The sequence below is a fragment of the Plantibacter sp. CFBP 8798 genome (genome assembly GCF_014841195.1).
GTDB lineage: Bacteria > Actinomycetota > Actinomycetes > Actinomycetales > Microbacteriaceae > Plantibacter > Plantibacter auratus.
The window spans coordinates 991533-1012015 of record NZ_JACYTS010000002.1; the positions used below are offsets into that span (position 1 = coordinate 991533).

Sequence of the window (20483 nt, forward strand, 5' to 3'; positions counted from 1 at the left end):
GGTGATCTTGGGGGAATGGAGACGGTGACCGGGGAACACGCGCGCGCAGGAACAGGAGTCCGATCGAATCGCTCGATCGGACGCGTCGCGATCCTCCTCGCCGTCTTCCTCTCGGCCGGACTCTGGACGACGACCGTCGCGGGCCCTGCATCGGCGACGCCCGAACCGCTCCCCACCCCGAGCGAGAGCGCTGCGACGCCGACACCACCGCCGCTCGAGGGGCCGACCATCACGAGCCCCGATTCCGGTTCCTTCATCGGCAGCGGCAGCACCACGGTCACCGGGACGAAAGACGCCGGCACGGGGGTCCAGCTGCAGGTCGGCGACGGTCTCGAGCCGGTCTGCATCCTGCCGCAGGACGACAGCACCGAGTGGTCCTGCTCGATCGACCTGCCCGACGGCGGCGGACTGCTCATCACCGCCGTCGAGGTCGGCGGCCCGGAGACGCTCTCCGCGCAGATCTCCGTGTCCGCGCTCGGCCCGCCCACCATCACCGAGGGGACGCCGAGCAACGGCGGCGTCCGCGGCACCGCCCACCCCGGAGCGACGGTGACGGTCCGCGCCGACTCCGGTGCCACCTGCAGTTTCGCGGCGGACAGCTCCGGAAGCTGGTTCTGCGTGCTGGGCGAGCCGCTGCCGGCCGGCGACGTCTCCGTATCGGCGACGCAGCAGGCTTCGTTCAGCGGCAATCAGCGCTCCGACGCGTCCGCCCCGGTCGTGCTCACCATCGACCGCGACGCTCCGGCCCCGCCTGTCATGTCCTCACCGTCGGCCGGACAGGCGATGCCGACCTCGGCGGCAAGCTACGCCGGCACCGGCGAGGAGGGCGCGACCGTCACCGTCTTCGCCGACTCGACGTCGGTCTGCACGGCGGTCGTCACCGGTGGCGGGTGGAGTTGCTCGGGCGGGGGCGTACCGGCGGGCGCGCACGTCGTCCTCGCGATCCAACAGGATGCCGCGGGCAACACGAGCGGGGCGAGTACGGCGATCACCCTGACGTTCGGCGACGCATCGGCCGCGCCCGCCACGCCGGCACCGTCCGCCTCACCATCGCCGTCCGACGGCACCGAGCCCGCGCCCGCGCCGGGGACACCCGCTCCGGGGACGCAGCAGCCGACCCCGTCGCCGAGCGGCGAACCGGCACCAGGCGCCGCTCCACCCACCGGTGGTGGCGGACTCTGGTCGGGGACGACGCCGTTCACGCAAACCCTCGCCTCCACCATCGACGGCCGCGGCCAGCCGGTCTGGTGGCTCGCCGCACTCCTCGCCCTCGCGGCGGTGGCGCTCATCGCGATCCCGGCCCGACTCCTCGCTACCTCCATCGCCCCCTGGCGCGCCACGATCGCCGACCGTCGTCGTGCAGCGGTGACCGGGCGCAACCGACCGAGGGACGAGTTCGAGCGGGTCCCGTCGGTCCCGCTCCCGAATCGCACGGCGATGGCCGTCGTCACCGCCGTGCTCGCGGCAGGCATCCTCATGTTCGCGCACCCAGTGACCGGTCAGCCGGCGTACCTCCGGCTGTGGTTCGCCTCACTCATCGCCGTCGTCGCGATCAACGTCGTGGGCCTCCTCGCGCAGCTCGTCGTCGCCCGCCGAGCCAGGCTGGGCTCGATGCGCGTCAGCGTCCGTGTCGGCGGACTGGTGGCGGTCGGTGTCGTCACCGCGCTCTCACGCCTCCTGGCCGTGCAGCCGGCTCTGCTCTTCGCGCTACTGACCGAACTCCGACCCACACGGAGACCCGAAACGCATGAAGCCGGCTCGACATCCTCGACGGAGACCGATTCCGATGCCATCACGCCACGCATCGCGGGTCGCCTCGCGCTGGCCCGGATCGCTGCGGCCGCCGGGCTCGGTTCGGTCGCCTGGCTCGTGTCGGCGCTGGCCGGTGAGCCGAGCGGCGGCGTGGGCGCGATGCTCGTCGAGGCCGTGAACCTGACCGCGATCGCGGGGATCGGATCCGCGTCGATCGCACTCCTCCCCCTCGGGCCGCTCGGTGGACGCGCCATCCTCGCCTGGTCGAGGCCGGTGTGGCTCGGCAGCGCGTTCGTGGGATTCACACTGCTGTTCGGACTCCTGGGCCCGACGGCGACGGTTCCGGGTGCGGGTGACACGCTCGTCGGGCTCCTGCTGGGGTCGCTCGCCTTCGCGGCGGTCGGAGCTGGGACGTGGGCCTGGAACCGTCACCTCCGGCCGCTCATCGACGCGCGCTAGGCCAGACTCCTCCGGCGACGGCGGTCGCGAACGGCCCTGGCCTACAATCTCGGTGAAGGCCACACACCGGGTCGAGAACCCGGTGCCGAGGTGCGGGAGGGTGCGGGATGTTCGGTTCGAAGAGGAAGCTCGACGATCTCATGGCGCAGCTCAGGCCTGACCTGAGTCGGGAAGCACTGGGCGTCGGGCCCGCATTCCCCGGCGTCGCCCCGAATCCGGTCCTCAGCGGAGATGCTCGCAAGCGGAACGCCGAACTGCGGACGGGGACGCTGGCGCTCGGTGTCCTCGTCGATTGGCGGGAGGTCAACAACAATCCACGCCTGGTCCTGATGCTCGACGTGGAGACCGCCGACGGCCGCTCATTCCGCGGGATCGCCGACGAGAGCTTCACGATCACGGAGCTCACTCGACTCGCCCCCGGACAGACGTTGCCCGTGCGCTACCGCCCGGACGTCATGGACCACTACGTCGCCCTCGCGCGCGACGCGGACCCCGCCCTGGTGCAGCAGCTCGCGGACGAGATCGCGAGACGCAAGCGGCGCTGATCCGATCGCCCGCACCGCACGGCACGGCGCGCGACGATCGCGATCCGCTCGTCGGGGACGAATCAGCCGGCGTCGGCAGGACGCTCGACCGGCAGGCCGCTGGCAGCCCACTCGGAGATGCCCCCGGTGACGTTCACGGCGTCATAGCCCTGCTGTTCGAGGTAGCCCGTGACGCGGGCACTGCGGCCGCCGGAGTGACACATGACGTACACGGTCTCTTCGCGGGGCACCTCGTCGAGGTGGTCGAGGAAGGACGACATCGGCAGGTGCCGGGCACCGGGCACGCTGGCGACGGCGACCTCGTCGGCTTCGCGGACATCGATGATGACGGCCTGCTCGAGCTTGCTCAGTTCGGTTGGGGTGATCTCCTGCATCGTTTCAGCCTACCGTCGAGGACGTACGGCCGGGCCGGAAGATGCGGCGGGCAAGCGTGAGGGCGAGGTAACCCGAATACCTCGCCCTCACTTGAGGCGTCTAGCAACCGGTCAACCAAGAAGCTTGCGGCTTCCGGGACCGGCTCACGGGTGACGCCCCCACCTCGAAGGTAGCGGACGGGAGGCACCTTGCGTGACGCAACACCGCCGTGTCGCGTTCGCGTCGCGCGTTTTGTAAACCCCGTTCAGGGGTCAACGCCCGAGGCATCGTTGTCTCAGTGCGCGCTGTCGGGATCGCGAGGGATGTGGAGCTCACCCGGGTCGACGTCGACGTCGCCGGTGTCGTCCGGACCACCGGTCCCGGGGGCGACGTTGATCATGCCGGAGGCGATGTCGGGATCACGGACGACGGGCTGCCCGTCGTCCTGCTTGGCCGCCGTCTCCGCCTCGCTGGAGGGGCTGTACGTGCGGTCTTTGCTCGTCTGCTCGTCGTCGTTCAGGGCGTGGTCGTGGTCGCTCGGAGTACTCATGCTGAGCACGCTAGTCGCGCCCCCAAGCCCGGCAGGGACCCTTGCAGGATCGGGGCGAACGTGCAGAGGGGTACGACCGCCGTGAGGGCGACCGCTCAGTGCAGGCGGCGGAGCGATGCCGATGCGATGACGGGTCGTGCGGCCTCGACGTATGACGCCAGGGTCTCGCGCAGTGCCGCCGCGTTGTCGTCGGTCAGGTCGATCTCGTAGTTCTCGCCGTCGATGCCGAACCGGACCGTCTCCCCCAGCCCGCGAGGGATGTCGGAACCGTCGAGGTCGTCGACGAGCGTCGTGATCGTGCGGGTAGCCATGCGTCCATCCTTCCACGGGAGTGGCGGTATGACAGGGACTCAAGAAATAGTCGGTCGCCCGTATTGATTCGACCGTTTGGAGTCGATACGTTGAAGGCTCTCACTGATTGGACAGAGCTTGACAGAAAACGCCGATGCCATCGAAGAGCGCCTCTTCGGCATCTCCAGACGCACTCTCCTCCTCAGCGGCTCCGGACTGGCCGCGCTGCTCTTGACACAGGTCTACGGAGCCCCTGCCCACGCAGCAACAGCGCTTCGGTACCAGTTCCCGTTCTCCAACGCTGATACGGCAGATGGTTGGGGTTCGATGATCGACCGAACCTCTCCTCATCGCGGGCTCGACTTCCCGCAACCCGGTGGAACCCCGGTCGGCAGTGTTGCTGAAGGAGTGGTGCGCATCAGCGAATACACCGCGGAACTTGGTAATGCGATTGTCGTGGAGCACCCCGACGGTTGGTTCTCCGGCTACTCGCACCTCCTGGACGGCTCCAGAGTCCAGGCTGGCATCCCCGTGCTTCGCGGAGGGACCATCGGTCAGGTGGGAAACACCGGTTCGGCCAGCCGCGGCAATCATCTTCATCTGACGATCAGCGACACCGCCCGGGGCTACTACTCAGGCACGACCATCGACCCGTACCCGTTCATCACCGATCGCCTCAACAACCCGGACACCACCCCGGAAACACCACCACGAAAGGAAGTAACGATGCGTCTCATCGAAGCCGAAGGACGAGGGATCGCCGTTGTCGGCGCCGGCTACTACAAGGTCTTGACCGGCGAAGAGGTGCCCTACGCCGTCAACCTCTACGGAGACCCGGTCAAGGGGAACGTGCGTGAGTTCGACCTCTATCGCTCGATCCACGTCAACGGTGAAGGCGCCATCGCTCGTACCGCGTAAACCCTCGGACCGCTGCCACCGCGGAAGCCGGGGTGGCGGTGATCTCCGGAGAACTGCCCCTTGCAGCCCATCACGAGATGGGTCGCAAGGGGCAGTCTGCTGTGTACGCACATCGCCGAGAATGCGAACGGCTGGCACATCGCGAGCGACCCCGGGAACCCCCTCCCCGACGACGGCTCGCTGCTCCGCAACGTCGAGTCCGGTCACCGCGATGGCTGCCAGCCGCAGCGTCGCTGAGGCTCTCGCGCCGCTACGAGCTCTTCAGGTGGACTGAACACGAGGATCGTGTAGTCCAGAGCGCCCACAGGGCAGAAGTACGCCAACTCATATGCGGACATCGGCATCGTCCGGTGGGAAAAGCCGGGCTGCTCACTCAGCGGAGCGGGACGCCCCGGAGGCGGCGTTCTCCAGGGTGGTCGCCAGCAGTTCCAGAGCGGCCTCGACGGTCTTCATCACAACCGTTCTCGGATCGCCCGGGAACCAGCACTGCTGCACGGTTTCGTCGTGCTCAGTACGGACGGCGATGAACACGGTTCCGGCGCGCTGCCCTTCCTGTGGTCCCGGGCCCCCCGCGCCCGTGACCGCGACAGTCGCCGTGCTTGCGAGCACGCGCGCGCACCCTGACGCCATCCGCTGCGCGGCAGTCGCTGTGATGACCGGGCCTGGCGGAACACCAAGTACGTCGAACTTCACCTCGGGTCGGTAGGCCACGATTCCACCCGAGAACCACTCGCCTGCATCTGACGCGGCGCCGAGCGTCGCCGCGATCGCCCCACTGGTCAGAGACTCGGCCACACCGACATGAATACCCCGTTGCAGCGCGGTGGCCGCTATGCGTTCCGCTAGTGTCTCACTCGGATTCTCCGTGCCGGCACTGTCCACGGTCTCCACGGGAATAGCGGAGCCGTCCATCGCGTCTCTGGCGAGCTCGTGAGGCGTCGGCACCGCAATCAGCGCGTCACCCTGTGCTGCGTTCTCCTTCGGATCCATGCCTCGCACGCTAACTTCAGCCCACACGCACCGCCAAGGCCTTGACCGCTCACGACCCACCGGGCAGCACCTGCTCGGACACGACACCGGATTCGGACTGTTCGGTCGACCTTGAGCGCCCCTGGCGCTCGAACGGCATCACCCGGTTACGGCTCTTGCCGCGGCTTCACCGTCGCTGGGTGCCGAGCAGCGCCGGTGAGATCCGTCGGTAGCCTGGACGGAGGATGACGCGTGTATCGTCGAGGCGCGCAATGTCCTCCCAGTGCACGAGGAACGAGCCTCGGTGGTGCCAGCGGAGGATGCGGGCGATGAGCGCCGGCCGGCCGTCGTCGTGGCGCTCGTAGCCGAGGAACGAGCTACCGGTGTGGGGACTGACGATGAAGCCGACCAAGCGCGCGTCGGCGAGCGGGCCATGCGGGACGCCGTCGAGCACGAACCGGGCGTCAATGACGATACCGACCGACCGCCCCTCGTCGTCGAGGACGCGCGAGCGCAGGACGTCACTCAGGATCATGGTGGCCTCCGGGAATGCGGGAGATGATGCGGTCGCGCACCCAACGCTCGACCCACGTCACGTCGAGCGTCGAGCCTGCCACGCCGAGGTGTATCGCGATGCCGATCTCCGCGATCCGGTCCCACGACACGCGATGGAACCGACTCGAGGGCGGACGTCCGCCGAATATTCGTGTGCCGAGGACGGGGCCGCTGAGGATCGACTCGATGACCGGCGCCGGCGTTTCCGAAGGGATCGACTCGCCGAAGGGGACGTCACTGAGTTCGAGGTCGTCGACGACCTGCATCGGGACACCGTCGCGGTCGAGTACTTGCCGGTCGAGGAGGTGCAGCCGGGCGTCGAGCACCTGTCCGGCGTACTGTTCGGCCGGTTCCAGCACCGGCAATGGTGCGTCGAAGCGCTTGGATCGGCGGGTCATGCTCCGGCTCCTGTCAGGATCATCAGGGGGATGGCTGCGATCGAGGCGACGAGGATGATCACCAGATAGACGAGCGCGAACGCGTTCGTCACCCTGCCGTTGCGCGCATCGCCCATGTACTGCTCGTCGTTGGCCACGATGAGGATCGGTAAGTAGGTGAGCGGCAGTGCGATCGCGGAGAACACCACCGAATACTCCGTCACGAGGATCGGGTCGACACCGGTCGCCAGAACGGCGAGGCCGACGAGCAGACAGACGATCATCGCGACATGGAACCGCGCCGCCTCCGCCGGCTTCCGGAACTTGCCCCACGACCAGCCAAAGAACTGCGCCAGCGTGTAGCCACTCGACAGGGTCGTCTCGAGGGCCGCGCCGAACGTCGCTGCGACGATGCCGACGATCACGAACGCGACCGCGAGCTTGCCGCCGGCCTCCGCCACCGGGAGGACGATCTGCGACAGCGAGGACACCTCGATCCCACGGGGCAGCAGCACGATGGTGGCGCAGGCGGCGATCGCGACCGACAGCACACCGCCGAGGGGAAACCCGACGAGCACGTTGATGCGCGATTGCCCGATGTCCCTCTTCGTCCATTTCTCCTCGACCGCACCGGAGGAGAAGAAGAACACCTCGTAAGGTGTCATCGCCGCTCCGAAGAGAGCGACGGCGTAGTACCAGTACGCGCCCGCCGACTCCGAACCCGGCACGGACGGCGCGAACGCCTGCTCCGCGAGCTTCGACCAGTCCGGGCCGAGGAGGAACAGGGCGACGGCGAACACGATCAGGCAGAGACCTACGAGCCCGGTGACGTTCTCCATGATCGAGAACTTCACCCTCCAGATCACCAGCCAGACGGCGAACGCGGCGACCGGGATCCACAGGCCTGGAGACACGCTCGACGCGAGCTGCAGAGCGAGGGCGATACCGCCGATCTCGGCCGTGAGCGTGAGGAGGTTGATGAGGAACGACGCGCTCAGGTTGGCGAGCCCTGCTTTCGGCCCGAGGCGCTCCCGGATGATCTCGAACGTCGCCCGGCCACTCACCGCAGCGACGCGCCCGGACATCTGCGCGAACAGGCAGATGCCGATGACGCCGACGAGCACCACCCAGGCGAGCGACAGCCCGAACCGCGAGCCGACGACCGCGTTGGTGACGAGGTCTCCGATGTCGAGGAAGCCACCGATCGCGGTGAGGACACCGAGCGCGACACCGAGAACACGCTTCATCACACCGCTCACGAGAACGGCTCCCACCGCTCGCGGAGTTCGGCCGTCTGCTTCGCCGTCTGCTGCAGCTGCTCCACGGTGTCGGGGAGGTCGTCGCCGGCCTGGAGTGCCGTGCGGGCGTCGTCGAGGACTGCGACGGCGTCCTGCAGCACGGCCGTGGCCTCACGCTTCGCATCCTGCTCGCGGCCGGTCTGAACCGGAGTCTCGCTCAGCTGCGTCGAGACGTCGTCGACCTCGGTGATCGCGTTCTCAAGCGTCGTCTCCGCGACGGGCGTGAAGGTGATGTCGGCGTCCGCCTGCTGGAGCGCAAGGGATGCCGTCTGCACGGCGGAATCAAGCTGCACCGCCGCCGCCCCGATCGCCGGGACCGCACCCCCCGAGCAGCCACTCAACACCACCACCATGGCGAGGGGAACGGCTATGGCACCGACCCGAACCCTCACCGACGAGCGACCCCGCGCGATGTTTCGACGTCTCACATCCAGATTCACCAGCCAGACGGTACTCCTTCGTCGCTGCAACGCAAACGCCCTTGACCTGCCAGGTTCCACTCTGCTCAGTTCGGCGTGCTGCCCGCCGACGTCGACACGTTGAGGCGTCCAGTGAGCTTGGCTGGCCGCGCCTCGGACAGCCGCTGGACATCAGTTGCTCGTGACATCGCCGGCCGTCTGCACCATCACCGACTGCAGTTCAGGGCAGGTGGTTCCGACGAGGCTCGACACCATGATCCACAACCGCTTCGCCTCATCATCGGTGGTCTGGTCGGCGGTGACGTGGACGACAAGCTCGATGACGCCGGAGGAGACATCGCTGATGGACGCGATGTACTCCTCCCGGATCCGCGTGATCTCGCGGCCCAGGGCAGTACCCCCGGTGGGGTTCGAACCCACACTGCGGCGATTTTAAGTCGCCTGCCTCTGCCAGTTGGGCTACGGGGGCGTGCACCTCATCGTATCGAGGCGTCGAACGCCGAGAGGCGCATGCCCCGGCGGACCGGATGACATGCGCCTCTCGAGGAACGGAGCTGGGCTCCGGACCGGACTACTTGTTCGCGCTGACTTCCTCAGCGGGCGTCGCGTAGGCCTGCTCGTCGTCGGCACCGGTCGGGGCGCCAGCAGCAGCAGGAGCCGCGGCAGCAGGTGCCTCGGCGGCGGGCGCCGCGGCCTCGGCCGGGGCGGCCTTCGGCTTGCGCTTCACGGGAGCCTTGCGAGCGGGCTTCTCAGCCGCTGCGGGAGCCGCAGGAGCTGCTGCGGGGGCCGCAGCGTCTGCCGGGGGCTTCGGGCGCGACGCGAAGGTCTCGAAGGCCTCACGCGGGTTCTGCACGGCCGACAGGGAGACGATGTCGCGTCCCAGCCAGAAGTTGTTCCACCAGCCACCGAACACGCGGAACTTGCGCTCGAAGCTCGGCATGGCCAGCCCGTGGTACCCACGGTGCGCGAACCAGGCCGGGAGGCCCTTGATCGCGAGGTTGCCGGACTGGAAGACACCGACGCCGATGCCGAGACCGGCGACCGCACCCATGTTCTTGTGGAAGTAGTTCTTCGGCTCCTCGCCACGGAGGACCGCGGTGATGTTCTTCGCGAGGAGCTTGCCCTGACGGACGGCGTGCTGAGCGTTCGGCACGCAGAAGCCACCGACGCCACCGCCACTGAGGTCGGGGACGGCGGAGACGTCGCCGGCCGCCCAGGCACCCTCGACGATGTCGTCGTCGGTGCCGACGCGGAGGTCGGCGCGGGTCTTGATGCGACCGCGCTCCTCGACGGGGAGGTCGCCACCGCGGACGACGCCCGGGTTCGCCATGACGCCGGCGGTCCAGACGATGAGGTCGGACTCGAACGACTCACCGGTCGAGAGCTCGATCTTGCCGTCGACAGCCGACTGCAGCTGGGTGTCGAGGTGCACGAGCGCGCCGCGCTCGGCCAGGTTCTTGAGGACCCAGTGGCTCGTCTCGATCTTGACCTCGGGCATGATGCGACCCATGGCCTCGATGAGGTGGAAGTGCGTGTCCTCGAAGGACAGCTGCGGGTAGAACTTCAGCAGCGAGCTCGCGAACGAACGCAGCTCGGCGAAGACCTCGATACCGGCGAAGCCGCCACCGACGACCGTGAAGGTCAGGAGGCGGTCGCGCTCGGGCCCGGCCGGCAGGTTCGCGGCCTTGTCGAAGTTGGAGAGCACGCGGTCGCGGATCGCGACGGCCTCTTCGATGGTCTTGAGCCCGATCGCGGTGTCGGCGACACCGGGGATCGGGAAGGTGCGGGAGACGGCTCCGGCGGTGACGACGATGATGTCGTAGTCGACCTCCCAGGGCTCACCGACCTCAGGCGTGATGGTCGCCTTCTTCTCGGCGTGGTTGATGCCCGTGACCTTGGCGGTGATCACGTTGGTGTGCTTCAGGTGGCGACGCGGCGAGACGACCGCGTGACGCGGCTCGATGGAACCGGCGGCGACCTCCGGCAGGAAGGGCTGGTAGGTCATGTAGGGCAGCGGGTCGACCATGGTGACTTCGGCCTCACCACGACGAAGCTGCTTCTCGAGCTTCCATGCGGTGTAGAACCCGGCGTAACCACCACCGACGATCAGAATTTTGGGCACGGCGAACGATCTCCTACGTCAAGACGATTGGTTCAGATGAGTGTCTGAGAATATCGGAACAGGGTACTACTTCTGCAGCACCCGCTTGAAATGCCTGGTAGCGCCTATGACACCGAGCGTGACCAGGCTACCAGTTCCGAGGAGGAGCGCCAGTGGCAGCGAGCCGTAGAGCAGAGTGCTCGGCGTCGGGAGGAACGGGTTGGCGCGCACCTCGACGGCCTCGTTCTCCGGGATCGCCGGGGGTACCGGCTCCGGTGTCGGCGACGGCTGCTCGGCACCCGGATCGGGATCGGGGACCTGCGGTGCCCGTCGGTAGAGCGTGATCCAGTCAGACAGCTGCTGCTCCGGCGAGGTCGCCGCCGGGCCGACGGAACCGCTGACCGCCTTCGCGGCGTCGATCAGTCCTGCCCCGTAGATGGGGCTCTGTGCGGAGTCGCCCACCTGTTTCGCCGTTGCCGTCACGCGCTTGATGGCGTCGGCGGCGCTGAGCTCCGGCCAGGCGGAGCGGACGAGGGCCACGAGTCCGGAGACGATCGGTGCCGCCCCGCTCGTCCCCTGCCACTGCACGTAGGACCCGGCGGGCGTCACCCCGACGAGTTGCTCGCTCGGCGCAGCGACGGCGATCGTGATGCCCTGGCTCGAGGCGTCGAAGCTCGCCGACCCCGCGCGGTCCACACCGGCGACGGTCAGCACACCCGGGATCGTCGCCGGAGCACCGACCTCGACCGTCCCGCTCCCCCGGTTGCCCGCTGCAGCCACCACGACGACGTCGTGCGAGAAGGCGTAGAGGAAGGCGTCGTCCCAGCTCGTCGGCCAGTCGAGGCTGTTGCGCGTCAGCGACATGTTGATGACGTCGGCGCCGTTGTCCACCGCCCACCGGACGGCGGTCGCGATCTGATCGTCCCAGGGGACGACGGCCGACCCGTCGGAGCCGAACCCGACCGAGACGGAGAGCAGGCGCGCTTCTGGCGCCACACCGATGACCCCGGCACCGCCCGTGCGACCACGTCCGGCGATCATCGAGGCGACCAACGTCCCGTGCTCGCTCCCCTCGGAGCCCACCGGTGTCCGGCCGTCGGGACTCCCGAGCCCGGAGACGTCGACGCCACCCGCGACCGCACCGGTCAACTCCGCAGGACCGCTCGCGATGCCGGTGTCGATCACGGCGACGGTGACACCGGCGCCTTTCGTCGTCTCCCACGCCATCGTGAAGCCGTAGTCGCCGAGCCAGTACTGCATGTCGCGCACCGTGTCCGCCGACGCCGGGAGCGCCTGCGTCCCCACGAGCAGGAACGCCAGGAGCACCACGGACAGCGCCGACAGCGCACCTCGGAGGCCGTGCGGACGACGACGGTCTCCGCGTCGCGGACCGTCACTCCCCCACAGGCGACCCCCGTCGCGTGCGGGGCCTATCCCTGCCCCGCCTGGCCGTCCGCGCATGCGCACACCTCGGGGCTCCAGCTCGCGCGGTCGAGCGCGAGGTCGCCGATGGGGTTGACGCCCGGACCAGCCGCGAGGGCGTGGCCGACGAGCGCGTGGAGGCACTTGACCCGCACCGGCATACCTCCGGCGGAGATCCCGTCGATCTCGGCGACCTCGGCGATGGAGGTGCGGTCGGCGAGGTAGGCCGTGTGTGCGGTGGCGTAGTCGGCGCGGACCGCTTCGTCCTCGGCCAGGAGCTCGTTGTACTCGTTCATCACTTGGGTCGCCTCGAGCGAGGAGACCGCGGCCGTGGCGGCCGGGTGGGTCAGGTAGTAGAACGTGGGGAACGGCGTGCCGTCGGCCAGGCGAGGAGCGGTGGAGACGACGGTCGGGGCGCCGCAGACACAGCGCGCCGCGATGCCGACGACGTTTCGGGCCGGGCGTCCCAGTTGCGCCGACACGATCTCGACGTCGCGCTCGGAGACGGGGCCGAAGGGAGGGGTGCTCATGGTTCCATTATCGCCGGGTTCGCCACTGCGTCCGGACGTCAGCCGCCGGCGGGAGGCGTCGTCTGCGTGGGAGCAGGGGTCTCGGTCGCGGCCGGGGCCGGCGAGTAGCCGGTGGCGACGAGCGAGGACAGCAGGCCGTCGAGCCAGTCGGATTGCGAGTCGACGAGCGTGTCGCTCACGGGTGTCTCGGTGGTGGGCAACGAGGCCGGGTCGACGTCGTTGATGATGATGTAGCTGACCTCGCCGGGCAGGGCGTAGAACAGGCGGTCGCGCGCCTGCGTCATGACGTAGCTCTGGTCGTTCCAGCGCTCGCGTTCGGCCTGCTGTGCGTCCACCTGCTTCTGGGTGTCGGCGACACCGGCCTCCAGCGCGGCGATCTGCTGCCGCTGCTCGAGGAAGGTCTTGAGGTTCGGCGCGAGGACGACGACCCCGAGCACGAGGATCCCGAGGAGCAGGACGCTGAACCCGGACAGTCGCAGACTCCGCAACCAGCCGCCGGCGTCCGACTGGCGTGCCGGGGCGGTGCGTGTCGAGCCGGTCCGGGAGCGCGGCGCCGAGGAACCGGCCGACGCTGATCGCGAGGCCTTCGTCGTCGACCGCGGGGCTGTGCCTGCGGCGCGTGCGGGCTTCGCGGTGGCCCCCGCCGGGCGCTTGGACGACGATGAGGCGCGCTTGGCGGAGGCATCCGCGGAGCTCGACCGGGGCTTCGACGCCGGTCGCTGCTTCGACGAGCCGGAGGACGAGGAGGACGCTGCTCCGCTGCCGGACGACGTGGACTTCGACTCGCCGCCGGCCGGCATCGATGGCTTCTTCACAGGCGCCTCCCGCACACGACGAAGGCTCTCAGGGGTGCCGATCGGCACCCCTGAGAGCCTTCAGGTGACGATGCTTAGGCGGTGAACCGGGGGAAGGCGCTGCGGCCGGCGTAGACGGCTGCCTGGCCCAGCTCCTCTTCGATCCTCAGCAACTGATTGTACTTCGCGACCCGCTCGCTGCGCGCAGGCGCACCGGTCTTGATCTGGCCCGCGTTCGTGGCGACCGCGAGGTCGGCGATCGTGGTGTCCTCGGTCTCGCCGGAGCGGTGCGACAGGATCGTCGTGTAGCCGGAGCGCTGCGCGAGGGAGACCGCGTCGAGCGTCTCGGTGAGCGTCCCGATCTGGTTGACCTTGACGAGCAGCGAGTTCGCCGCACCCTTGGCGATGCCGTCGGCGAGACGCTTCGGGTTCGTGACGAACAGGTCGTCTCCGACGATCTGGACCTTGGAGCCGAGCTCGGGGGTGAGGTGGGCGTAGCCCGCCCAGTCGTCCTCGGCCAGCGGGTCCTCGATGGTGATGAGCGGGTAGTTCGCGACGAGGTCGGCGTAGTACGCGGTCATCTCGGTGCTGTTGAGCGCCTTGCCCTCGAACTGGTACGCGCCCTCCTTGTAGAACTCGCTGGAGGCGACGTCGAGGCCGAGCGCGATGTCGGTGCCGACCGTGAAGCCGGCCTGCTCGATGGCCTCGACGATGAAGTCGAGGGCCGCACGGTTGTGCTCGAAGTCGGGGGCGAAGCCACCCTCGTCGCCGAGGCCGGTCGCGAAGCCCTTCGACTTCAGCAGGCCCTTGAGCGTGTGGTACGTCTCGGTGCCCCAGCGGAGCGCCTCACGGAAGCTCGGAGCGCCGATCGGGAGGATCATGAACTCCTGGATGTCGACGCCGGTGTCGGCGTGCGAGCCACCGTTGATGATGTTCATCATCGGGACCGGGAGGACGTGGGCGTTGGCGCCGCCGACGTAGCGGTAGAGCGACAGGTCTGCGGAGTCCGCAGCGGCACGGGCGACCGCGAGGCTCGCACCGAGGATCGCGTTCGCGCCCAGGCGGCTCTTGTTCTCGGTGCCGTCGAGCTCGATCATGGTGTGGTCGACGAGGCGCTGGTCGTCCGCCTCGATGCCCTCGAGTGCCGGGCCGATCTCGTCGAGGACGGCGTCGACCGCCTTCTCGACACCCTTGCCGAGGTAACGCGCGGCATCGCCGTCACGCAGCTCGTACGCTTCGAACGCACCGGTCGATGCGCCGGACGGGACTGCTGCACGGCTGACCGTGCCGTCTTCCAGGAGCACCTCGACCTCGACGGTCGGGTTGCCTCGGGAGTCGAGAATTTCGCGAGCGCCTACTGCCTCGATGAGTGCCACTGATGTTCTCCTTGTGGGGATTGGGACGTGGGACGGGTACGACGGCCGCCCGCGCTCAGTCTAGTGACATCGGCTGAACGGGCGCAGAGCCGCGGATCGTCGCCCGAGGCGCGCGGTCAGCGGTCGAGCCGGAAGCTCGACACGATGCCGTGGTGGTCGCTGCCCTCGGCGTCGCCGACGGCGTTGTGGGTCGCGGTCATGCCGCGGACGAAGACGTGGTCGAGTCGCATGAGCGGTGTCCCGGCCGGCCAGGTGAGTCCGAAGCCGCCCTCGCTCTGGTTTGGCTCCGACACCTCGCTCTGGAGTGCGGCGAGCGCCCGGTCGGAGGCGGAGGCGTTGAAGTCACCCATGACGACGATCCGATCACGGGTGTTCGCCGCGACGGTGTCGGCCAACGCCGCGAGCATCACGTCCCGTTCGGCGTGGGCACCCGGACGCGCGGAGTCGGCGTGGATCACGTAGACGCTCACGGCTCCGGACGGGGTGTCGACGACGGCGTTGATCGCCCGGTACCAGTCGAGGCCGAGCTTCAGCCCGACCGAGTCGGCGATCGGATAGCGGCTCCAGAGACCCACCGTCCCCGTGAGCACGGAGTACGGGTACTGCTCGTCGAGCGTCGCGGCGAGCGGTTCGCGGTCGTGGTCCTCGATCTCCTGGAGCGCGATGAGATCCGCCCCACTGGCCTGGAGGGAAGCCGCGATGACCGCGGGGTCGCCCTCCGGCCCGAGGTTCTGGCTGGCGACCGTGAGGGAGGCCTCGGCCGGGACCGCCGAACGTGCGTCACCCATGGGGACGACGCCGGGGCCGAACAGGAAGGCCCAGACGAGCGTCGGCGCGAGGAGACCGAGGACGGCACCCGGCGTGCGGGCGACGAGGAGGACGAGGAAGAGCACCGGCAGCACGACCCACGTCCACGGCAGGGCGTTGTCCCAGACGAGTCCGAGGCCGAGGATGTCGGGGACGAGGGCGTGAGCGGCCGTCAGCAGGGCGAGCGGGACACCGACGGCCAGCGCGAGCGTGGTCGCCCGGCGCCGTACGAGGCTCACCCGGCGGCGCGTGGGACCGGTCGACTCCGGCGCGCGCCGAGGGCGCGCTGCAGGGGCCATGACGCTCATCGGGGGAACCAGTTCTTCGATCGGGGGCAGAACGGACGGATCGCTCGTGGGAGGGGATCCGGCCGAATGCTCCATCCTGCACCGACGAGCTGGGCAGCGGCTCGGAAGCGCGCCGAGGTGCGGGAATCGTCAGTCGAGCGCTTTGAACTCGAGCGACTCGAGGGTCGAGTCGGCCGAGACGAACGCGAAGGCGCCGAAGCCGGCTGCCGACACGCGGTCGAGGAGGGCCTTGAGGTTCTTCACGCGGGCTTCGAGGCGCACCCGACGCCCCTGGGCGACGAGCTTGGCCTTCAACGCCACGAGCGTCACGGGAGGCACGTCGCGGTCGTGCACGAGCACGACCGCATCCGCGGCCGTGCCCGCGGGGAGCTCGATGAGGTCGACGATGCGCTCGAAGCCGATCGAGAACCCGACCGCCGGCACGTCCTGGCCGAGGAAGCGCCCGATCATGCCGTCGTAGCGACCGCCGCCGCCGAGCGAGTACCCGAGGTCGGGGTGCGCGATCTCGAAGATGGCGCCCGTGTAGTACCCCATGCCCCGCACCAGGAAGGGGTCGAACACGAGCGGATTCGCGAAGGGGTCGGCCGGCTGACCCTGGAGGGAGGTGGCCGCGGCGACGGCCTTCCCGAGTGCGTCGAGCTCCGCGACGACGGCGTCGTCCGCACCGAGCGGCAGCGCCTTCCGGATCGCCCGCTCGCCGAAGGTGTTGAACTCCATCGTCTGCGGACGGGAGAAGAAGGCCTCGAGTGCGTCGACGGCGGTGGCGTCGACGCCACGGTCGCGCAGTTCGGCGACCACGCCCTGCTGACCGATCTTGTCGAGCTTGTCGATCGTGATGAGCACCTGCGCGTGCTCGTCGGCAGGGAAGCCCAGCGACTCGAGCATGCCGATGAGGAGGCGGCGGTCGTTGATCCGCACGCTGCAGCCGGTGATGCCGAGCTCCGCGAGGGCACCGAGGGTCGCGATGATGAGCTCGGTCTCGGCGAGGTTCGACGACTCTCCGATGATGTCGATGTCGCACTGCACGAACTGGCGGTACCGGCCCTGCTGCGGCCGTTCGCCGCGCCAGACCGGAGCGATCTGGATCGAACGGAACACCGGCGGGAGCTCAGCCCGGTGCGACGCGTAGAACCGGGCGAGCGGCACGGTGAGGTCGAAGCGCAGGCCGAGGTCGGTGAGTTCGGTCTGGTTGTCCGCCGCGGCCACGATGGCCTCCGGGGTGAGCTTGCGCCGGAGGATGTTGAACGCCATCTTCTCGTTGTCGCCGCCGAGCCCGGAGTGCAGCCGGTCGTACTCCTCGACCACCGGCGTCTCGATCTCGTCGAAACCGTGCGCGGTGAAGACCCGACGGATGGTGCCCAGCGCGTGCTCCCGACGGGCCTTGTCGGCGGGGAGGAAATCGCGCATGCCGCGCGGCGGGTTCACTGGAGCTGCCATGCCTCAATTCTGGCATGGCGGGGAACCGGCACCGTGAGCAGGCGCCCGGCGACCCCTCGCTCAGCCGTCGGTCGGAGACGCCACCGGACGCTCGGCGTCCTGCACTCGCACGCTCAACCGACGGACGGCACCCCGGAGCGCCCGTTCCGCGTCGAGCCCGTTCGCCCGTGCTGCAGCGACCACGGCGAGGAGCTGCTCCCCCAGGGCGTCCTCGTCGTCCACGACATCAGCGTCGACCGTCGGGCCCACCCCGAGCGGCACGGCCCTGCCCAGCACCTTGTCGGCGAGGGCGAGCGACGGCATCCCCTGCGGGATCCCCTCGAGCGCGCTGCTGCGCTTCGCCTTCTCCTCGGCCTTCGCAGCGTTCCAGACGCGCACCACGTCCTCCGGGGTCGGCGCTGCTTCGTCGCCGAACACGTGTGGGTGACGGTGGACCATCTTGCGGGTGACGGCCTCGGCGACGTCGTCGAAGTCGAACGGCGCATCGGCGTCACGGGACGCGATCTCCGCATGGAAGACGACCTGCCACAGCACGTCGCCGAGTTCCTCGACGAGTTCGTCGCGCGTCCCGGCCTCGACCGCTTCGACGAGCTCGTAGCTCTCCTCGATGAGGTACGGCACGAGCATCTCGTGGTCGATGCCCTGCGTCCAGACGCAACGGTCGCGGATCTGCCGCATGGCGTCGACGAGGCGCTCAGCGGAGGTGTCGCCGACGGGCTCGCTGCTCACCGACGGGCTCCCCACGGGCGGCGGTCGTCGGTGCTGCCGGTCTTCGAGATCAGTCGCGCGATCCGGTCGCGCGCTTCGGTGAACGGCGGGTAGACGAGCGACAGCGTGTCCGGGGACAGCGGCTTGGAGAACACCGCCTTCGCGTGACTGAACGTGTCGAAGGAATGGCGACCGTGATACGCGCCCATTCCGCTGGCCCCGACACCGCCGAACGGCAGACCCGGCACGAGGAGGTGCGCGGCCGGCACGCCGAACGCCAACGCGCCCGAGGAGGTGTCGCGCGTGAACCGCTTCCGCGTCGCGCGGTCGTCGCTGAAGACGTAGAGCGCGAGCGGCTTCTCCCCCGCCCGGATGTGCGCGATGGCCTGTTCGAGGCCGGACACGTGGAGGATCGGCAGGATCGGACCGAAGATCTCCTCCTGCATGATCGACGCCGAAGCGTCGACGCCGTTCACGACCGTCGGGGCGATGTACCGCTCCGAGGCGTCGGCCCCTCCGCCCAGGGCCGGTTCGAGACCGTCGAGCAGACCGCTGACCCGGGCGAAGTGCTTGTCGGAGATGATGCGGCCGTAGTCGGCACTGTCGGCGGGGTTAGGGCCGTAGAGCGCCGCGATCGCGTCGCGCAGGTACGGGACGAGCCGATCGGCGACCGAGCGCGTCGCGAGCAGGTAGTCGGGGGCGACACAGGTCTGGCCGGCGTTCATGAGCTTGCCCCAGACGATCCGGCGGGCCGCGTCCGCGAGGTCAACGGTGTCGTCGACGTACACCGGCGACTTCCCGCCGAGTTCCAGGGTGATCGGGGTCAGATGTTCCGCCGCGGCCCGGGCGACGACCTTGCCCACGGCGGCTCCACCCGTGTAGAAGATGTGGTCGAACCGCTCGGCGAGGAGGGCGGTGGCGACCTCCGCATCGCCCTCGACCACCGCGACGGCACGGTCGTCGAGGTACTCCGGGAGGAGGCGCGCGAGTGCGGCGCTCGTGGCGGGGGCGAGCTCGCTCGGCTTCAGCAGGACGGCGTCACCCGCGGCGAGCGCCCCGATGACGGGACCGATGCAGAGCTGGACCGGATAGTTCCACGGGCCGATGACGAGGACGACGCCGACCGGTTCCGCCACGACCGAAGCGGACGCCGGAGCGAGGGTGAGGGGCACCGCGACGCGTCGGGGCCGCACCCAGCGCTTCAGGTGCTTCAGCGTGTGATCGATCTCGCCGACGAGGAGGCCGATCTCGGTGATCTGCGCCTCGGTACCGCTCTTGCCCAGGTCGGTCGCCAGCGCCCGCTCGAGCTCGCCGCCCCGTTCGAGGAGCAGTTGCTTCAGCGCACGGAGCTGGCGGAGCCGCCAGGCGACGGGCTTCGTGGTGCCGCGGTCGAAGGTCTGTCGGAGCCGGGCCACGGCGTCGGCCACGACCACCTTCGGCTCCTGCTTCGTCCGGATGCTGGTCGCCATGGGTTCCTCCGACTCGACGGGATCGTGGGCACCAGCATACGTCCGTCCGCAGACCGACGGCCGGGCCCGGCGACCGGCTACCCGATGCCCTGAGTCGCGAGGAAGCGGTCGACGTCCGCCGCGATCTCGCGGGACTTCGTGTGGTGCAGGTAGTGGTCGGCGTCGAGCGGCACGACCTCTCCTCGGTCGACGCTCGCAGCCTGCTCCTCATGGAGCGGCAGCCACCCCTCCACCGTCGGGTTGTCCCGCTGGGCGAAGAGCAGCACCGGGAGGTCTGCCGGGAAGGTCTTCCCCTTCGCCGCTCGGAAGTTCGCCGCGATGCGCGACATCTCGTCCGAGGACGTCGCACTCGAGGTGTTGCGCAGCGAGATCATCCCGAGCTGCTCACGCGTGTGCTGGTCGTGCGGCGGATCCGGGTACGGGTCGCCCGACAGCGCCGTGACGAGCCGGGTGATGCCGAGTGCCTTCGCCGCGCGCAGGGCGTCGACCGGCAGCGCGGCATCCATGCCCGGCTGATCGGGCACGCTGCTGTCGATGCCGACGAACGCCGTCACCTCGCCGCGGAACCGCTCGACGTAGTCCAGCGCATAGATTCCCGCGATGGAGTGCCCCATCAACACGTACCGGTCGATGCCGAGCCCGGCGACCGCCTCGTGGATCTCGGAGACGATGTTCTCGGTCGTTCGCGGCACGTCGGTCTGGTCGCTCAGCCCGTATCCGAAGGGCTCGACCACGACCACCCGGTACGACGACGAGAGCTCCCCGACGAGCGGCGAGAAGTCGAGCACGGGCGAACCGGTGCCGAAGCCGGGCAGGAGGACGATCGTCTGATCACCCTCCCCCGTGATCGACACGTTCATGCGTTTGCCGTCGACCTCGACCCGCTGCCCGTACTCCTCGATGCGCGTGGCCTCAGAGGCCGATGCGGCGGTGTTGACGATGGTGGTCGTGAGGAGCCCGGCGAGCACGAGCGCGACGAGCGCTGCGATCCCGGTGAGGACGATGCGGAGGAACTTCTTCATCCCTCCACGCTAGGGATGGACG

The 20483-nt window shown here is 69.2% G+C and carries 23 protein-coding genes and 1 tRNA gene; 4 read left to right on the top strand and 20 right to left on the bottom strand.

Translation table 11 applies throughout. The annotated features are described in order from the left end of the window. The first annotated feature begins 24 nt into the window (after positions 1 to 24). Positions 25 to 2211, top strand: a complete 2187-nt coding sequence (locus tag IFU30_RS11705; protein ID WP_192005264.1) for a hypothetical protein — start codon at positions 25 to 27, stop codon at positions 2209 to 2211. Between the two features lie 107 nt (positions 2212 to 2318). Next, entirely contained in the window at positions 2319 to 2756 is a 438-nt protein-coding gene (locus IFU30_RS11710; RefSeq protein ID WP_192005265.1) for a hypothetical protein, read from the top strand. Positions 2757 to 2818: 62 nt separating this feature from the next. Here IFU30_RS11710 and IFU30_RS11715 read toward each other — a convergent pair whose 3' ends face one another. From IFU30_RS11715 to IFU30_RS11725, 3 genes are all read right to left on the bottom strand, one after another. After that, on the bottom strand, positions 2819 to 3130 hold the full coding sequence (locus IFU30_RS11715) for a rhodanese-like domain-containing protein (RefSeq protein ID WP_064296463.1): 312 nt from the start codon (positions 3128 to 3130) through the stop codon (positions 2819 to 2821). A 275-nt stretch (positions 3131 to 3405) separates the two neighbouring features. Then, positions 3406 to 3660, bottom strand: a complete 255-nt coding sequence (locus IFU30_RS11720) for a hypothetical protein (RefSeq protein WP_138946673.1) — start codon at positions 3658 to 3660, stop codon at positions 3406 to 3408. 95 nt (positions 3661 to 3755) lie between these two features. After that, positions 3756 to 3971, bottom strand: a complete 216-nt coding sequence (locus tag IFU30_RS11725; protein ID WP_064296464.1) for a histone-like nucleoid-structuring protein Lsr2 — start codon at positions 3969 to 3971, stop codon at positions 3756 to 3758. A 118-nt stretch (positions 3972 to 4089) separates the two neighbouring features. Between IFU30_RS11725 and IFU30_RS11730 the strand changes: the two genes are divergently transcribed. Further along, on the top strand, positions 4090 to 4869 hold the full coding sequence (locus tag IFU30_RS11730; RefSeq protein ID WP_192005266.1) for a M23 family metallopeptidase: 780 nt from the start codon (positions 4090 to 4092) through the stop codon (positions 4867 to 4869). 369 nt (positions 4870 to 5238) lie between these two features. On the opposite strand, the gene IFU30_RS11735 is transcribed toward IFU30_RS11730, so the two are convergent. The 11 genes from IFU30_RS11735 to IFU30_RS11785 all read right to left on the bottom strand — a co-directional run bounded on the left by IFU30_RS11735 (position 5239) and on the right by IFU30_RS11785 (position 13028). Beyond that, positions 5239 to 5859: a CinA family protein gene (locus IFU30_RS11735; protein WP_249404754.1), complete on the bottom strand. Its 621-nt coding sequence runs from the start codon at positions 5857 to 5859 to the stop codon at positions 5239 to 5241. 166 nt (positions 5860 to 6025) lie between these two features. After that, positions 6026 to 6373: a PRC-barrel domain containing protein gene (locus IFU30_RS11740; protein WP_192005267.1), complete on the bottom strand. Its 348-nt coding sequence runs from the start codon at positions 6371 to 6373 to the stop codon at positions 6026 to 6028. Then, the gene (locus IFU30_RS11745; protein ID WP_249404755.1) at positions 6360 to 6791 is read right to left on the bottom strand and encodes a hypothetical protein; all 432 of its coding nucleotides are present in this window, start codon (positions 6789 to 6791) and stop codon (positions 6360 to 6362) included. The genes IFU30_RS11740 and IFU30_RS11745 overlap by 14 nt, the downstream gene beginning before the upstream one ends. Then, positions 6788 to 8017, bottom strand: coding sequence for an NRAMP family divalent metal transporter (locus IFU30_RS11750; protein WP_192005268.1), 1230 nt, complete (start codon positions 8015 to 8017; stop codon positions 6788 to 6790). Before IFU30_RS11750 ends, IFU30_RS11745 begins: the two co-directional genes overlap by 4 nt. 8 nt (positions 8018 to 8025) lie before the next feature. After that, positions 8026 to 8361 carry a hypothetical protein gene (locus tag IFU30_RS11755; RefSeq protein ID WP_192005269.1) on the bottom strand — a complete coding sequence of 112 codons (336 nt, stop codon included), beginning with the start codon at positions 8359 to 8361 and terminating at the stop codon, positions 8026 to 8028. Positions 8362 to 8658: 297 nt separating this feature from the next. Next, positions 8659 to 8907, bottom strand: a complete 249-nt coding sequence (locus IFU30_RS11760; RefSeq protein WP_192005270.1) for a hypothetical protein — start codon at positions 8905 to 8907, stop codon at positions 8659 to 8661. Beyond that, positions 8883 to 8956 (bottom strand) — tRNA-Leu (locus IFU30_RS11765). Before IFU30_RS11765 ends, IFU30_RS11760 begins: the two co-directional genes overlap by 25 nt. A gap of 102 nt (positions 8957 to 9058) precedes the next feature. Next, positions 9059 to 10609 (bottom strand): FAD-dependent oxidoreductase, encoded by a 1551-nt coding sequence (locus IFU30_RS11770; protein WP_192005271.1) that lies wholly within the window; start codon positions 10607 to 10609, stop codon positions 9059 to 9061. A 66-nt stretch (positions 10610 to 10675) separates the two neighbouring features. Beyond that, positions 10676 to 11917 (bottom strand): S8 family serine peptidase, encoded by a 1242-nt coding sequence (locus IFU30_RS11775; RefSeq protein WP_342450854.1) that lies wholly within the window; start codon positions 11915 to 11917, stop codon positions 10676 to 10678. 101 nt (positions 11918 to 12018) lie between these two features. Further along, positions 12019 to 12540, bottom strand: coding sequence for a DUF501 domain-containing protein (locus IFU30_RS11780; RefSeq protein WP_124768964.1), 522 nt, complete (start codon positions 12538 to 12540; stop codon positions 12019 to 12021). 38 nt (positions 12541 to 12578) lie between these two features. Further along, on the bottom strand, positions 12579 to 13028 hold the full coding sequence (locus tag IFU30_RS11785; protein WP_192005273.1) for a septum formation initiator family protein: 450 nt from the start codon (positions 13026 to 13028) through the stop codon (positions 12579 to 12581). A 34-nt stretch (positions 13029 to 13062) separates the two neighbouring features. Between IFU30_RS11785 and IFU30_RS11790 the strand changes: the two genes are divergently transcribed. Further along, positions 13063 to 13440: a hypothetical protein gene (locus IFU30_RS11790; RefSeq protein ID WP_192005274.1), complete on the top strand. Its 378-nt coding sequence runs from the start codon at positions 13063 to 13065 to the stop codon at positions 13438 to 13440. Here IFU30_RS11790 and eno read toward each other — a convergent pair. From eno to IFU30_RS11820, 6 genes are all read right to left on the bottom strand, one after another. Then, complete coding sequence (gene eno, locus IFU30_RS11795) at positions 13430 to 14710, bottom strand: phosphopyruvate hydratase (protein WP_056007454.1); 1281 nt, start codon at positions 14708 to 14710, stop codon at positions 13430 to 13432. The two genes, IFU30_RS11790 and eno, sit on opposite strands and share 11 nt — an antisense overlap. 116 nt (positions 14711 to 14826) lie before the next feature. After that, complete coding sequence (locus IFU30_RS11800; protein ID WP_192005275.1) at positions 14827 to 15756, bottom strand: endonuclease/exonuclease/phosphatase family protein; 930 nt, start codon at positions 15754 to 15756, stop codon at positions 14827 to 14829. A gap of 198 nt (positions 15757 to 15954) precedes the next feature. Further along, complete coding sequence (hisS, locus tag IFU30_RS11805) at positions 15955 to 17262, bottom strand: histidine--tRNA ligase (protein ID WP_192005276.1); 1308 nt, start codon at positions 17260 to 17262, stop codon at positions 15955 to 15957. A 60-nt stretch (positions 17263 to 17322) separates the two neighbouring features. Beyond that, the gene (locus tag IFU30_RS11810; protein WP_229938703.1) at positions 17323 to 17991 is read right to left on the bottom strand and encodes a MazG family protein; all 669 of its coding nucleotides are present in this window, start codon (positions 17989 to 17991) and stop codon (positions 17323 to 17325) included. Then, on the bottom strand, positions 17988 to 19439 hold the full coding sequence (locus IFU30_RS11815) for an aldehyde dehydrogenase family protein (RefSeq protein ID WP_192005277.1): 1452 nt from the start codon (positions 19437 to 19439) through the stop codon (positions 17988 to 17990). Before IFU30_RS11815 ends, IFU30_RS11810 begins: the two co-directional genes overlap by 4 nt. 77 nt (positions 19440 to 19516) lie before the next feature. Next, positions 19517 to 20461, bottom strand: a complete 945-nt coding sequence (locus tag IFU30_RS11820) for an alpha/beta fold hydrolase (RefSeq protein ID WP_192005278.1) — start codon at positions 20459 to 20461, stop codon at positions 19517 to 19519. Positions 20462 to 20483: the final 22 nt, after the last annotated feature.

Bases quoted from the DNA above. Each gene is read 5' to 3' on its own strand.
- IFU30_RS11820 (WP_192005278.1), bottom strand. From the start codon at position 20,461: ATGAAGAAGTTCCTCCGCATCGTCCTCACCGGGATCGCAGCGCTCGTC.
- IFU30_RS11745 (WP_249404755.1), bottom strand. From the start codon at position 6,791: ATGACCCGCCGATCCAAGCGCTTCGACGCACCATTGCCGGTGCTGGAA.
- IFU30_RS11710 (WP_192005265.1), top strand. From the start codon at position 2,319: ATGTTCGGTTCGAAGAGGAAGCTCGACGATCTCATGGCGCAGCTCAGG.
- IFU30_RS11715 (WP_064296463.1), bottom strand. From the start codon at position 3,130: ATGCAGGAGATCACCCCAACCGAACTGAGCAAGCTCGAGCAGGCCGTC.
- IFU30_RS11725 (WP_064296464.1), bottom strand. From the start codon at position 3,971: ATGGCTACCCGCACGATCACGACGCTCGTCGACGACCTCGACGGTTCC.
- IFU30_RS11735 (WP_249404754.1), bottom strand. From the start codon at position 5,859: ATGGATCCGAAGGAGAACGCAGCACAGGGTGACGCGCTGATTGCGGTG.
- IFU30_RS11780 (WP_124768964.1), bottom strand. From the start codon at position 12,540: ATGAGCACCCCTCCCTTCGGCCCCGTCTCCGAGCGCGACGTCGAGATC.
- IFU30_RS11740 (WP_192005267.1), bottom strand. From the start codon at position 6,373: ATGATCCTGAGTGACGTCCTGCGCTCGCGCGTCCTCGACGACGAGGGG.
- IFU30_RS11720 (WP_138946673.1), bottom strand. From the start codon at position 3,660: ATGAGTACTCCGAGCGACCACGACCACGCCCTGAACGACGACGAGCAG.
- hisS (WP_192005276.1), bottom strand. From the start codon at position 17,262: ATGGCAGCTCCAGTGAACCCGCCGCGCGGCATGCGCGATTTCCTCCCC.
- IFU30_RS11750 (WP_192005268.1), bottom strand. From the start codon at position 8,017: ATGAAGCGTGTTCTCGGTGTCGCGCTCGGTGTCCTCACCGCGATCGGT.
- IFU30_RS11815 (WP_192005277.1), bottom strand. From the start codon at position 19,439: ATGGCGACCAGCATCCGGACGAAGCAGGAGCCGAAGGTGGTCGTGGCC.